We start from the raw sequence: 14781 nt of genomic DNA, 5'->3' as shown, positions 1-14781 counted from the left end.
CATGTTCGTCAGCGACTGTATACGATCACGAACATGTTCGCCACGAATGTGTTCGTCCATAGGCACCACGTGAATGACACGTGGCTCGTCCTGTTCGCCTCGGGCCGGCTGCGTACTTACCCATTAGCGGCCTACGAACGTGTTCGTTACTGTTGTCTGTCATGAGCAACTCGCCCCGTAGCCGTAGGGAACGCCCCGCCAAGCCTCCGTTGTCGAAGGAAGCCATCGTCGCCGCGACCATCGCGATCATTCGCGATGAGGGACTGGAGAAAGCGACGATGCGCCGGGTCGCGCAGGCCCTCGATACCGGGCCGGCGTCCCTGTACGTCTATGTGGCCAACACGGCCGAATTGCGCTCGGTGGTTTTGGACGAACTCACCGGAACGCTGCCAGAGGATCAACCGGGTCGGTGGGATCAACGTCTGGAAGCGCTTCTGCAGGCATACGGCGAGGTGCTCTTCAGCTATCCCGGCCTGGCACGTTCAGCGATGGTGTTGCGCCCCATGGGCAGCAACACCATCGCGTTGGTGGATCGGTTGTTGGGACTTATGCTCGAGGGCGGAATCGCTGCCGAACGGGCCGCCTGGGGAGTTGACCTGTTGATGCAACTGGTCACTGCGGCCGCTGCCGAACACGGCCCACCCACCGCCGAGGACGTCGATTCGCGCTCCAGCGCGGAGAAGCTGGTGGTGTTGGAATCCCTTCTGCGGGAGGCTGATCCCCGCGAGGCGCCTAATGTCACGGCGAATGTCGATGCCCTGATGTCGGGGACCCCGTCGGGCCGGATGGCTTGGGCGATCCGGGCTCTTGTCGCCGGTATCGCGGTGACCCCCACCACCGCGGTTCCGTCCTGATGTCCAGCCTCCGGCGCCCCGGTTGCGTAAGCCGCGGGGCGGGATGGGATCTCCCTTCCGGCCCGCACGGCTGACCCCGCTGACGGCCACCGTCATGAAGAAACTGTCCGGGCTAGCTGATCTCGCCGCCGTCCTGCAGGACGGTCTCCTTCGCCTCCTGCACATCCGACTCCCCTTCGCGGCCCAGTCGCGGGATCAGGCCGCCTGCGAGGACATCGGCGACCTGTCGCTCGGACAACCGGTGCCGCACCGTGATCGGGGCACCTTTGGTGACGTTGTCGATGGTGAACGTATCGTGGGTTTCCAGCGTCTTCCGCAGGTCGTCGACGCGCAGGACATCGGCCTGTTCGATCTTCTCGTAGTCGGCCGGATCGTCGAATTCAACTGCCAGGACACCGAAGTTGGCCAGATTCTGCCAGTGGATGCGGGCGAATGACTTGGCGATGACCATCCGCACACCAAGGTAGCGAGGGGCGATGGCGGCATGCTCGCGGGACGATCCCTGCCCGTAGTTCTCGCCACCGACGATGATGTGCCCGGCCTCACCGGCTTGCTGCGCACGCTCGGGATAGGTCTCGTCGATGCGGGTGAAGGTGAACATCGCCAGCTTGGGGATATTGGAGCGGTACGGGAGGGCTTTTGCCCCGGCAGGCGAGATCTCGTCCGTCGATATGTTGTCGCCGACCTTCAACAGAACGGGAGCCTCGAGTTCGTCGGGAAGATCATCGAGTTCGGGCAGACTCGAGATGTTGGGACCCTTCACCGGTTCGACCCGTACCGCCTCATCGGCGTCGAGCGGCGGCACCAGCATGTCGACGTTGATCGAATGTTGTTGGGGCAGATCCAATGCCGGATAGTCCATGCCGACATCGGCGGCCCAGTCGCGCGGGTCGGTGATGGTGCCGGTCAACGCGGAGGCAGCCGCCGTTTCGGGCGAACACAACCACACCGCATCTTCCTTGGTGCCCGAGCGTCCGGGAAAGTTGCGGGGCATCGTCCGCAGGGAATTGCTTCCGGTCGCCGGCGCCTGTCCCATCCCGATGCAGCCCATACAGCCGGCCTGATGGATGCGGGCACCGGCGATGATCAGTTCGGTGGTCGCGCCCATCTTCGTCAGATCGGTGAGGATCTCCCGGGATGTCGGGTTGATGTCGAAGCTGACCTGGGGCACGGTCTGCCTGCCTGCGACCATCGCGGCGGCGATCGCGAAATCCCGAAGACCCGGGTTCGCGCTCGACCCGATCACCACCTGCGAAATATCCTCACCCGCGACCTCACGGACCGGCACCACGTTCCCCGGGGAGGAGGGCTTCGCGATCAGCGGCACGATCTTCGAGAGATCAATGGTCTCCTCCACGTCGTACCCGGCGTTCTCGTCGGCGACCAGTTCAACCCAGTCATCGGCTCTGCCCTCTGCGCGCAAGAACTCCCGAACAGCATCGTCGCTCGGAAAAACACTGGTGGTGGCGCCGAGTTCGGCACCCATGTTCGCGATGACGTGGCGATCCATCGCGGTCAGACTCTCCAGCCCCGGCCCGTGGTACTCGATGATCTTGTTCACGCCACCATTGACGTCGTGGCGCCGAAGGATCTCCAAGATGACATCCTTCGCCGAGCACCACGGCGGCAGTTCACCGTCGAGCCGCACACCCCAGATCTGCGGCATCCGAATGTTGAGGGGATGGCCGGCAATCGCCAACGCGACCTCCAGACCACCGACACCGATGGCGAGCATCCCCAGCGAACCCGCGGCAGGCGTGTGCGAATCAGATCCCACCATCGTCTTGCCCGGCGCCCCGAACCGTTGCATGTGTGTCGGGTGGGAAACACCGTTGCCGGGCTTGGAGAACCACAGACCGAATCGTTCGCACGCTGTCCGCAGGTATTCGTGGTCCTCGGCGTTCTTCTCGTCGGTCTGCAGCAGATTGTGATCGACGTACTGCACGCTGACCTCGGTGCGCGCACGATCGAGACCAAGTGCCTCGAGTTCTTGCATCACCAGGGTTCCGGTGGCGTCCTGGGTCAGTGTCTGGTCGATGCGCAGTGCGATCTCTTCACCGGGCTTCGTGGACCCCGACACCAGATGCGACTCGATCAACTTCTGAGCGACATTTGCCGGCATGCGCAAACTCCCTACGATGCGGACCACATCTGGACGAACGCCGGCGTCAGAGCCCGAGCGGATGGGTTACATACCGACACCGGTAGGCCGCTGGGCTCGACCCGGGTTCGCCAGAGGGGATCACAGTGCACTCGGAAGTCCCAAGTCTTCCAGCCGATATCGAATATCGCCCGGGTATGGCAAACCGCGCGGACACGAGTTTCGTTGTCCCGGGCAGCCCAGGCAGCCGGCCCTGAACGAACAGCTAGTCCGCGTTGCCCTGCCGGACATACAGCAATCTGTCGCCCTGCTCGATCGCATCGACCTTGCTGTCGTCGACGCGATGCAATTTACCGTCACGCACGACACCGAGCACGATCTGCGGCAGGTGCCTCGGCGATCCGCCGTATTCGTCGGGCTCCACATCGCGTTCGGCGATGGCAAATCCCTGGTCGGGTGTGAGCAGATCTTCGATCACTTCCACGACGGTCGGGGTGATCGTCGCCAGCCCCAGCAGGCGGCCCGCGGTCTCCGAACTCACCACCACCGAATCGGCGCCCGACTGTTTCATCAGGTGGGTGTTCTCCGCTTCCCTGATGGAGGCGACGATCTTCGCCTTCGGGGCCAGTTCTCGTGCGGTCAACGTCGCCAATACCGCGGTGTCATCACGGTTCGTGGCGACGATGATCGCCGACGCATGCTGGGCGCCGGCCAGCCGGAGGACATCCGATCGGGTGGCATCACCGCGCACGGTCACCAATCCCTTGGCCGCGGCGTTGTCGAGCACGGCCTGATCACCGTCGACAACGACGATCTCGGCGGGCTTCTGTCCGTCCGCGATCATCGCCTTCACAGCGGTCTTGCCTTTGGTTCCGTAGCCGATGACCACGGTATGGTTCCGCACCTTGTTCCTCCATCGCTGGATCTTGAGCGCCTGCCGCGACCGTTCGGTCAAGACCTCGAGGGTGGTACCGACCAACACGATCAGGAACATCACCCGCAGCGGCGTGATGACGAGCACGTTGATCAGCCTGGCCGACGGTGTGTACGGCGTGATGTCACCGTATCCCGTCGTGGACAGGGACACCGTCGCGTAGTAGAGGCAGTCCAGGAACGACAGTGGGCTGTCCTGCACATCCCGGTAGCCGTCCCGGTCGAGATAGACGATGAACACCGCGGCAAACAATGCGGCCAGAGCAAAGATGACGCGGCGACTGATCGCCCGGCCCGGGCTCGACTGCATCTCCGGGATGCGGACCACACCGACCAGGGCGTGGTCGGGCATATCTGTCAGCTCATCGTCCTTGAACCGCCGGCGTAGCCGACCCGCAGCCATCTATCCGACCCCTGTCTCGCCGCGACCTACCGGTTGCAGAGTTTGCGTACGCACAAACTGGGACTGTAGTCCTATCGGCCACCGGGCGGTCATGGCGACGGACACGACGGGACATCGTCAGGCCGTCGCCCTGCGACATCATGAGGCATGGTGGAGGGATGACAGCAACCAAACAGAGCTTGCCGCAGTTGGCGTTTCCGGACGAGCAGAAGCTGGCCACTCGCATGGGTGTCGCACTGCTGGGCATGGGGACCCTGCATTTCGCCGCCCCGAAACCCTTCGACCAGCTGATTCCCGCCGAGTTGCCGGGCAGCGCACGCGCTTACACCTACGGCTCCGGGGTGGTCGAGCTCGCGGTGGGTGCGGCATTGCTCGCCCCCAAGACGCGCCGGTACGGCGGACTGGCAGCCGTGGCGCTGTTCGTCGGCGTGTATCCGGGCAACATCAACATGGTCCGTCTGTACAAGAACAAGCCGTTGCCGCAGCGCGCCGTCGCGTGGGGCCGGTTGCCACTTCAGCTTCCGATGATATGGGCCGGGTGGCGGGTCTGGAAGTCCGCGCCGAAACGTTGAGGCGCGCAGGGCCGAGGCCCTCTCTCTGCGGAGCCGCCTGCTCAGGATGCGCCCTTCTCCCTGCGGATCAGGGCGGCCAGGCGGGCCCGGTCCGGTAGGTCACGCGGGCGCAGGGTCGAGTTCGACCGCACATAGTGGAACGCCGCCCGAACCTTCTCGAGGTCGGTGCCGGTCAGCTCCGCCCACGCCACCCGATAAGCGGCCAGCTGGACAAAGACCGAATGTTCTTGTGCCGGGGTCGGTTTCGCACCGGTTTTCCAGTCGACCACCGTGTATCCGCCGTCGGGTTCGGCAAAGACCGCATCGATGCGTCCACGAATGATGGTGTCGGCGATGACGGTCTCGAACGGCACCTCGACCTCGATCGGGTTGCGGGCCGCCCAATCCGATCGCAGGAACGCCTCTCGCAAGACCTCGAGGTCGGCATCAGAGCCGCCCTCGGCATCCGCCGCACCCGGCAACTCGTCGATGTCGAGGAGCCGGGTGGCACCGTATCGGCGTTCCACCCAGGCGTGGAATGCCGTGCCCCGGCGCGCCAGCGGGTTCGGCTTGAACGGCAGCGGCCGGCGAAGGCGTCGGGCGAACGCATCTTCGTCCTTGTCGAGTTCGACCAATTGACTCACCGAAAGGTGCTGCGGCATGGTCACTTCGATGTCGGAGCCCAGGCCTTCGGATCGCTCGGTCAGGAGTACCGCGAGATCGTTGGCCCATTCCCGGATCTGCGGATCGCCGTCCTCGACCTCGCAGCCGGATTCGGGGTCGGTCTCCTCCCCCATGTCGAACAACGCGGGTTCACCGCGCGCACGCAACGCCGCCCGGACGAGGTCGGCACCGCGCTCGGTTCCGGGACGCCGCGACCCCAGCGGATCGGCAGGCCAGGACGCCCCGGCCGCCAGCATCGCCAGCGGATTCTCGGCCCCCTCTTCGGGTTCGGCAGCCCACTGCGCAATGGTCAACCCCGGCGCGCCGTCCGGCGAGGTCTCGATCAACTCCTGTGCGATCTCGTGTAGTTCGGTCAGGAACACCGACGGGCCCTTGGGTTTGTCACCGGCGGCGGACCAATGGTGACCACTGATGATCAGCGCGCGTTTGGTTCTGGTCAGCGCCACATAGAGGAGCCGGCGGTCTTCTTCGAGCTTGCGCCCCCGCAGCGCTTCCTGGTGCGCTTCGATCGACTCCTCGAGCTCCTTGCGGTTCTCCAGACCATCGAGCACCAGCGGTGGAAAGCCTTCGCCTTCAGCCGAGTCCGCGAGATCGCCGCGCAATTCCGCAGGCAACTCCCTGGCGCTCTTGAGCCAGGTGCCCTCGGCCTTGCCGCCCGGGAAGATGTTGGTGCACAGGTGCGCGATCACCACGACGTCCCACTCGAGCCCCTTGGCCGCGTGCACCGTCAGGATCTGCACCCGGTCTTCGGCGATCTCGACCTTGCCGGGCTCGAGGCCCTTCTCGATGTCGGCGGCCGATGCGAGGAACGCCAGCAACCCGGGCAGGGTGGCCGCGGAACGCTCCGCGTAGTTCGCCACATATTCGGCGAAGGCATCGAGATGTTCACGCCCGGTGATGTTTCCGCGCAGTCCACGTGCCCGGATCTGCGCCTCGACATCGACACCGGTGACGCGCTCGACCTCGGCCACCAATTCGGGCAGCGGCCCACCCATACGCGCCCGCAGCACGGACAGCTGGTGCCCGAGCAATTTGATCCGGCGGTAGCCATCCGGTGAATACCGGGCTGCCGGACCGGGATCGGCGAGGGCATCGCCGAGCCCCGCCTGATCCACCGTCTCCGAGGGCACCGCCGAATCGAGTGCGCTGTCGAGTTCTTCGAGACTGGTCATGGTGCCCGAGACGGCGTTGACGCCTGCCGCCAGATCTCGCGCCCGCGCCCACAGCGCAGCGAGATCCCTGGCACCGATCCGCCAGCGGGGACCGGTGAGCAACCGGACCGCGGCGGTACCCGCCATCGGGTCCGACATCAGTCGCATCATCGCGACGACGTCCTGGACCTCGGGCACGCCGAGCAACCCACCGATACCCACGACCTCGGCAGCGATCCCACGATCGGCGAGCTGCGCGGCCAGTGGCGCCGAATCCTGGTTGCGCCGCACCAGGATCGCCACGGTGGGCGGCTTGCCGTCGGCCTGGTTGTACTCGCGCTCGATCTGATCGACGATCCACGTGCGTTCATCGGCAACCGTGTCGGTGAGCGCCATGTCGATGGTGCCGCGAGGGGCGTCGTCACGAGGTCGCAGGATGCTCACCGGAACTCCCCGGCGGCGCAGTTCGTCGGAGGCAGCGTTGGCCATGTCGAGGGCGTAGCGCGCGTTGCGCCAGCTGGTGAGCAGTTCCAGGCGCGGCGCCTGGGTGCCGTCGCTGCGCCGGAAGTCGGTGGTGAACCGCGGCAGGTTGGCCGCCGAGGCACCACGCCAACCGTAGATGGACTGGATCGGGTCACCGACGGCGGTGACCGCGATCCCGGCACCGGCCAGAACGCCCCGTGGCGTCCCGAACAGTTGCGAGAGCAACACCCGCTGTGAATGTCCGGTGTCCTGGTATTCGTCGAGGAGCACCGCCCCGATGGCGGCCCGCTCCGCCTGCGCCACTTCCGGGTGCGCGGTGACAAGCTTTGCCGCCAGCGACATCTGGCTACCGAAATCGAGCACGTTCGCGTCCATCATCGCCTGACCGAGCGCTGCCACCAGGGGTACCAGCGCACGACGCTCGTCGATCGCGGCCTGGATGTCCCGCAGCTTCGCGGGCGGTGTCGGCTTCTGCCGCCCGACCGGGGGCAGTGTGTCGATCAGCCGGTAGAGGTCGTCGCCCGCTGCGGCGAGCTGCTCGAGGCTCACCAGGTGTTCAGCCAACTCTCCGTACAGTTTGAGAACCGATTCCGTCACTCCCCCTGGCGTTTTGGGGGTATCGAGATCCTCGGACCAGCCGCCGACCACAGAGAACGCGAGTTGCCACAGTTCCGTCTCGCTGAGCAATCTCGCCGACGGCTCCACCGGCAGGAGCAATCCATAGTCGGCGATCAACCGGCCCGCATAGGCGTGGTAGGTGCTGACCTGCGGATCTGCCGAACGCAACTTGACGCGCAGCTCGCCGTCGGGATCCCAGCGCGACATCGCCGACGAGCCGGCCAGCATCGACAGTCGTCGCCGGATCCGCGCGGCCAATTCCTGTGCGGCTTTGCGCGTGAAGGTCAGACCCAGGACCGCGTCGGGTTCGACCAGGCGGTTGGCGACCAGCCAGACCACGCGCGAAGCCATCGTCTCGGTCTTGCCTGCGCCGGCCCCCGCCACCACCAGCACCGGTTCCAGCGGCGCCTCGATGACCTCGACCTGCTCATCGGTCGGTGGCGGCTGATCAAGCGCGCCGGCCAGCACCCGCGCGGAAATCCTTGTCTGAACCGCAGATTCAGCCATCGGTGACCATCCGTCCGTCGAGTTGGGCGGGGCAGCTCGACGTCAGCGGGCAATGCCCGCAGCCGTCGTTGATCGTCGCCTCGAACGTCGGCCCGATACTGCGATAGGCCGCCGACCGGACCACGGCCAGCCACTGATCGACTTGCTCCTCATCCAGCGGGTCCTGATTGCGTTGGGCCGCACCGGTCTTGCCGTTGGCGTTGTTCACGTACACCAGCGCGCCGCCACCCGGTTCGACGTTGCCGAGTTCCGGCACCCCGCCCAGGGTCAGCGCCAGCTGGTAGGTGGCGAGCTGGGCGTGGTCTTGGCCGGCTGCCACCGAGATCGTGTTCTTGCCGGTTTTGACGTCGACGACCACGGGCCGGCCCTTGCTGTCGGATTCGAGGCGGTCGATGCGGCCACGCAGCCGTACCTCGGGGATGTCGAGGATCTCGCCATCGGCGCCGGTCATCTGCGCCGGTTCCACCCGGGCATTGACGTCGATCTCGACTGCGACCTCGCTCAAACCCTCGCGAGACATCTTGAGCCACTGCCGGAAGTTGGTCAGCATCTCCTCGGTGCGCTCGAGTTCACGGCGTGAGAACCATGGTGCACCGACATCGACCTGGTCCCAGACGCGGCGAAGTGACGCCGTGACGTCCTCCGGCGGGATCTTGCCCGCAACGGCCTGCACAAGGGTGTGCACCAGCGTTCCGGCCACTGCCGGACGCGAGTCCCCGTCCCGGCCGCCATAGCGTTCCAGCATCCAGCGCAACGAACAGGTACCCAGCGATTCGACGCTCGACGGCGACAAGGTCAACGGGCCCGATGCCTCGGACCAGAGCGGCTCGGTGGTGCTCGGCCCGGCCAGCCCGTACCACTCGTCGGGGTGCGCTCCGGGCACTCCGGCATCCGCCAGTTCGGCCAGCATGTCGGCTGCCGCCCGCGTCCGCGGATCGTCCTGCCCGGTGCTGTCGCAGACCTGAGCCCGGAGTTCGGCAACCAGCGACGACAGCGAAAGCACCCGCCGCAGACCGGGTTCGACGGGCAATTCCAGTTCGGGTTCGCCCTCCTCGTCGGCACCGGAGACCACCGCGGCCAGTTCACCGACGAACCGCGACGGCGCAGCGTCGCCACTGCCGTCGTCCACAGCGCTGATCATCAACCGCCGGCGGGCCCGGCTGCAGGCGACCAGCAGTAGCCGCCGCTCCTCGGCCAGTGCGACCGCGGTCCGCGAGATGGTGTCGATCGCGTCGGCCGACATACCGTCGAGCAGGTCGACGAGTTGACCGGTGCCGAGGATGCTGCCGCGACTGCGCAGACTGGGCCACAGCCCGTCCTGCACCCCGGCCACCGCGACCACATCCCATTCCCGACCGGCGGCGGCGTGCGCCGAGAGCACCGTCACCGAATCGGACGAGGTCTGGGCCATCCTCGATTCGGTGGGGATCTGCAGGGCGTTGAGGTAGTCGATGAATCCGCCAAGGGTGGCCGCGGGCAGGCTGTCCGCGAAGTTGGCGGCCGCGTCGAACAGCGCCACCATCGCGTCGAGATCTCTGTCCGCCTGGGCCCCGCCGGGACCGTGGTCGCGGCGCATCACCTGATTGGACCAGCGTGGCCCCAATCCGCTCGCCTGCCAGGCCTCCCACAGGATCTCCTCGATACTGCGACGGCTCGCCGCAGCAGTACGCGCCGCCCGGATGACCGTCAGCACCCGCACCAGCGGCTGCTTTTCGGCGTCGGTCAGCCCGCCGAGGTAGTGCTCGACGTCGATGGCGGGCTCGCTGCCCTCGGGTTCGAGTCCCTCCGCTGCGGGCCGGGCACTGACCAGTTCGGCGATCACGGTGGCCGAATCGCGGTCGCGGGACGACTCGGTCTCGACCCGTCGCACGCCACGCCGCAGGCGCCGCAACGCCGCCGGATCGGCGCCGCCGATCGGACCGGACAGCAACTCCAGCGCCGAATCGGGCTCCAGCGGCATCTCCACCGCACGCAACGCCAGCAACATCGCCGACACCGACCGCGCCAGCGCCAGCGGTATCTCGCTGGCCGGGGTCATGACCGGGACACCGGCCGACCGCAGGGCCCGGCGCAGTGGTGCCATCGCCCGGGGAACCGACCTGACGATCACCGCCATCTGTGACCACGGCACGTCGTCATAGAGGTGGGCGCGACGCATCATGTCGGCGATCGCGGTGGCCTCTTTGGCGGCCGAGCCGTAGATGCGGACCACCGGGGCCGGGGCATCCGGGTGATCGGCCTCCGATTTTCGGCGGCGACGGCCCGGTAGCCGGGCCGCGATGGAGCCACCGAGATTGCTGATCGGCAAAGTCGATCGAAAGTTGTTGTCCAGCAGAATATCCCGCTCCGGGTCGTCGAGTTCGTCGAGGAACCGCGCACTGGCACCGCGAAAGCCGTAGATCGATTGATCGCCGTCACCGGCGACCACGGCCTGCCGCGTCCCGGCGCCCACGAGCTCGATCAGCGTGGCGGCCTGCGGATCGAGGTGCTGGGCGTCGTCGACCAACAGGTACCGCACCCGGGCCCGCTCGCTGCGCAGGAGTTCGGGGTCGGTGGCAAACGCGGTCAGGGCCGAGCCGACCAGCTCGGCCGCGTCCACCGCCGGGGCCGTGGCCTGTGGGGCCTCCAGACCGACCGCCCCGCGCAGCAGACCACTCTGCTCGTACTGGCGGTAGGCCTTGCCCGCTGCCTGCCATTCCGGGCGGCGATGGGTGCGGCCGAGCGCGATCAGGTCTTCGGGACCGACGCCGCGTTCGGCGGCGCGCATCATCATGTCGCGCAGGGCCTGGGCAAAACCGTTGGTACCCAAGGCCGGCCGAAGCCGCTCCGGCCAATACTCGGCACCGTCTTCGATGTCGCCTGCCAGTAGTTCACGCAGAACCGCATCCTGCTCGGCCCCGGTGATCAGACGTGGTGGCGGGTTGTCGTGGGCCGCGGCCTGCAGACGCAGGACCGCAAACGCGTAGGAGTGCAATGTGCGGACGATCGGCTCGCGCGTGGCCCGCGGCGTGCGCGCAGGCCCCACCCCCGTCGAGAGCAGACGGGAAGTGATCTGTTCACGCAGTTCGGTGGCCGCCCGACGACTGGAGGCGAGCACCAGGATCGATTCGGGGTCGGTGTCCGGATCGGACAGTCGCGCGACCGCGATGTCGACGATCAGGGACGTCTTCCCGGTGCCCGGTCCACCATGGACCCGGTAGGGGCGAAACCGCCCGGTCGCGGTGAAGTCGCCGTCGATGAGTGCCTGTACGTGCGCCGGCCAGGTGCGCGGGTGCGCTGCGGCGATCGGCGCGGATACCAATCGCGTGGTCAATGCGGGCACACACACATCCTTTCTCTCGACTGTGTTCGATGGTGTCATGTGCGTCCGACAGGTCCGGACCGGTGCACCCCCCGTCGCCGGGTTCACGCCCAACCACGTCGCGGTCGCCCCGGAATGTCGCTGTGACACCGCAGGCAGAACACCGGGGCGTCAGGCAAGATTGCGGCTATGTCTGCACTCAATGTGGAACTGTTCGGACCCGTCGACGGTCCGCCGGTTCTGGCCCTGCACGGCCTGACCGGACACGGCAAACGCTGGATCGATCTCGCAGACGCGCTGCCCCATGCCCGGATCGTGGCACCGGACCTCCTCGGCCACGGGTTCTCACCGTGGACACCGCCGTGGTCGATCGAGGCACAGACCTCGGCGCTGCGCGAGGTCGCCGACGAGTACATCGACGGACCGATGGTGGTGGTCGCCCATTCCTACGGAGGAGCCCTGGCGCTGCATCTGTCGCAGTCGCTCGGTGAGCGCATCCGGTCGCTGGTGTTGCTGGATCCGGCCATCGGGCTCGATCCGCAGTGGCTCGAGGAGGTGGCCGCAAGTTACATGTCGCACTACGACTACCCAGACGAGGCCGCGGCCCGCGAAGAAAAGCTCGGTGGGTCCTGGTCCGAACTCACGCCCGAGATCCTCGACCGAGAGATCGCCGACCATCTGATCCCGGTCGGCGATCGGGTGAACTGGCGCATCAATCCGGCGATGGTGGTCACCACCTGGGGTGAGCTGAGCCTCCCATTCGTGCTCCCTCCCAGCGGCATACCCGTCGATCTGGTGCAGGCGATGCGTGTGCAGCCGCCCTATGTCACCGACGCCTTCCGCACCGCGCTCGCCGAGCATCAGGGCGATCTGCTGAGGGTGTTCGAGGAAGACTGCGACCACATGGTCCCGTTTGCCAGAGCCGAACTGACAGCCACCCTGGTCGCGAAAGCGCTGGCCCGCAACTGATATGGCACCGGTGACGGAAGACCAGGTCGAGCGGGTGCGCGAGATCGTCGCAGCGATACCGACCGGCAAGGTGACCACATACGGCGATGTGGCCGCGGCGGCCGGACTGTCCAGCGCCCGGATCGTCGGCTGGATCATGCGGACCGATTCGGCCGACCTGCCGTGGCATCGCGTCATCGCGGTCAGTGGTCGGCCGGCACCCCATCTACGGACCAGTCAACTCGAACGCCTTCAGGCCGAAGGCGTCCCGGTCTTCGACGGCCGCGTCGACATGAAACTCGCCCGCCTCTGACCCCGATCTTGGTGGGTTCTGGCGAGGCCGACCTGCGGAAACGTCCACCAAAACCCACCAAAATGGGGGGGTTACCGGGCGACGGGGACGCGGACCGAGCGCATGCGGCGGACCACCAGGTCGACGACGCGAGGGTCGGCACCAAGTGGGGCACTCACACCATCTGCCCCGGCCTCAAACAGTCGATTGTGAAAAAGGCCATGGGCCAACAGGTATGACGCGATGAAGACCCGGCGTCCGGTCTTGGCCCGGGCCTCGGCGACAACGTCGGCGATCGACGGCTGCGCAGTGGCGATATAGCCCACCGGCACCCGCTCACCGAGCATCGAACCGAGCAGGTTGGCCTCTCGACGCACCTGGCCGAGCGCATAGGCATCCGACGATCCCGCGGCCGCGAGCACCACCGAATCCCCACGCTTCCAGCCACATTCGGTCAGGCGCTGGGCCAGCACCCGGGCGAGTTCGGGATCGGGACCCAAGGCCCGCGACACCGAGGTGGCCCGATGACCGCTGGCCACAATGTGTTCGGGAAGATCCTGCCGGACGTGGTAGCCCTCGGCCAGGAATGCCGGGACAACCACTGCCGGACCATCGACGGCGGACAGCACTTCCGAGGGCGACGGCCCGAGGACGTCGACGAATGCGACCCGCGTTCGTCCGATCTGCGCCGAGACCTTGTCGGCCAGATCCGCGATCATCGCCACACCATGTTCGGAACGTGTTCCGTGGGCAACCAGGATGGGCTGCGCACCAAGATGATTGAATGTCATGCGTTCTCGCCCTCCTCGTATTCGAGATCGACCGACAGTCGGTATCCGCGTTTCACCACGGTTTGGATCATGCGCGAATCGCCAAGACCTGCCCGCAGCCTGGCCATCGCGGTCTCGACCGCATGCGTGTCACCACCCCCGCCGGGCAACTGGGCCAGCAGCGCCTGCCGCGACACCACACGGCCCGGATTCTGCGCCAGCGCCTTGAGCAATGTCAGCCCGGCAGGCGACAGTTGCCGCAACTCACCGTCGACCATCACCGCACGACTGCGAATGCTCATGTCGTGCCCCGCGACCCGCATGTTCGGAACCCGTCGCGGCATTTCTTCGGCGATGTGGCGGGCCAACGCGCCCAACCGGAATCGACCCGGCCGTGAAGTCGGAACCTTCAGTGCGGCAAGTGGTCCCGCTGTAACGGGTCCGACGCACATCACCGCGACATCGGTCCGCAACGATTCGAGCAGCGCATCGAGACGGCCGGTGTCGTGTGCCCGGCCGAGCATCGAGGCGACCGCGGGCGCACTGGTGAACGAGACGGCATCGATGTCGAAGTTGATGATCTGCGAGATCATCTGGTCCAACTCCGTCGGGTCGTGCGGTGGCAGCCACCGATACACCGGAATCGGGAGCACCAGCGCCCCCGCCTCCCTGAGCACCTCGCAGAAGTCCGGCAACGGCTCCCACTCGGTGGTCGCGCCATGCAGTTGAACACCCACCCGGACTCCGTCGACACCTTCGGCGAGCAGGTGCTCGAGCACCTCGCTCGACGATTCACTCGGAGGCGACCATTCCTCCCGCAGGCCACCGGCCCGGATCGCACCCTTGGCCTTCGGACCACGGGCCAGGACCCGGGACCGGCTCAATGCCTCGACCAGCGACTCGGCCATCCCCCAGTCCTCCGCGGCCTCCAACCAGCCACGAAACCCGATACCTGTTGTGGCAACGACGATCTCAGGCGGATCGGCGACGACATCCTCCGTCGCCTTCCGCAATTCCGCATCGTCGGCGAGTGGGATGATCTGAATCGCCGGTGCCCGCTCGGTCACCGCGCCGCGACGCTCCAGCAGAGCAGCGAACTCATCGGCCCGGCGCGCCGCCGTGATCCCGATGGTGAAGCCGGTCAACGGGCCTGCTTCACCCTGCGTACGACCACCCGAACTCACT

The 14781-nt window shown here is 66.7% G+C and carries 10 protein-coding genes; 4 read left to right on the top strand and 6 right to left on the bottom strand.

The genetic code is table 11. The features are described from left to right. Positions 1–161: 161 nt before the first annotated feature. Positions 162–854 carry a TetR/AcrR family transcriptional regulator gene (locus tag AC56PL_RS03865; protein ID WP_497153046.1) on the top strand — a complete coding sequence of 231 codons (693 nt, stop codon included), beginning with the start codon at positions 162–164 and terminating at the stop codon, positions 852–854. Between the two features lie 112 nt (positions 855–966). On the opposite strand, the gene AC56PL_RS03860 is transcribed toward AC56PL_RS03865, so the two are convergent. Together AC56PL_RS03860 and AC56PL_RS03855 are read right to left on the bottom strand one after the other, a co-directional pair. Next, a complete protein-coding gene (locus AC56PL_RS03860; protein WP_497153045.1) occupies positions 967–2976 on the bottom strand; it encodes an aconitate hydratase in 2010 nt (669 codons plus the stop codon). A gap of 244 nt (positions 2977–3220) precedes the next feature. Further along, on the bottom strand, positions 3221–4291 hold the full coding sequence (locus tag AC56PL_RS03855; RefSeq protein ID WP_495515067.1) for an NAD-binding protein: 1071 nt from the start codon (positions 4289–4291) through the stop codon (positions 3221–3223). 158 nt (positions 4292–4449) lie between these two features. Between AC56PL_RS03855 and AC56PL_RS03850 the strand changes: the two genes are divergently transcribed. Then, positions 4450–4863, top strand: coding sequence for a DoxX-related protein (locus tag AC56PL_RS03850; protein WP_495515066.1), 414 nt, complete (start codon positions 4450–4452; stop codon positions 4861–4863). A 41-nt stretch (positions 4864–4904) separates the two neighbouring features. Here the strand turns inward: AC56PL_RS03850 and AC56PL_RS03845 are convergent, their stop codons facing one another. Together AC56PL_RS03845 and AC56PL_RS03840 are read right to left on the bottom strand one after the other, a co-directional pair. Beyond that, positions 4905–8285: an ATP-dependent helicase gene (locus AC56PL_RS03845; protein ID WP_497153044.1), complete on the bottom strand. Its 3381-nt coding sequence runs from the start codon at positions 8283–8285 to the stop codon at positions 4905–4907. Beyond that, positions 8278–11646, bottom strand: coding sequence for an ATP-dependent helicase (locus tag AC56PL_RS03840; RefSeq protein ID WP_497153043.1), 3369 nt, complete (start codon positions 11644–11646; stop codon positions 8278–8280). The genes AC56PL_RS03845 and AC56PL_RS03840 overlap by 8 nt, the downstream gene beginning before the upstream one ends. Positions 11647–11775: 129 nt before the next feature. Between AC56PL_RS03840 and AC56PL_RS03835 the strand changes: the two genes are divergently transcribed. Then, positions 11776–12555, top strand: coding sequence for an alpha/beta fold hydrolase (locus tag AC56PL_RS03835; protein WP_495515063.1), 780 nt, complete (start codon positions 11776–11778; stop codon positions 12553–12555). A gap of 1 nt (position 12556) precedes the next feature. Then, positions 12557–12847, top strand: coding sequence for an MGMT family protein (locus AC56PL_RS03830; protein WP_495515062.1), 291 nt, complete (start codon positions 12557–12559; stop codon positions 12845–12847). A 71-nt stretch (positions 12848–12918) separates the two neighbouring features. Here the strand turns inward: AC56PL_RS03830 and AC56PL_RS03825 are convergent, their stop codons facing one another. Beyond that, complete coding sequence (locus AC56PL_RS03825) at positions 12919–13617, bottom strand: CbiX/SirB N-terminal domain-containing protein (protein ID WP_495515061.1); 699 nt, start codon at positions 13615–13617, stop codon at positions 12919–12921. Then, the gene (locus AC56PL_RS03820) at positions 13614–14780 is read right to left on the bottom strand and encodes a uroporphyrinogen-III synthase (RefSeq protein WP_497153042.1); all 1167 of its coding nucleotides are present in this window, start codon (positions 14778–14780) and stop codon (positions 13614–13616) included. The genes AC56PL_RS03825 and AC56PL_RS03820 overlap by 4 nt, the downstream gene beginning before the upstream one ends. Position 14781: the final 1 nt, after the last annotated feature.

This window comes from Williamsia sp. Y721 (genome assembly GCF_059683565.1).
This window is presented reverse-complemented; position numbering and strand designations above follow the sequence as displayed.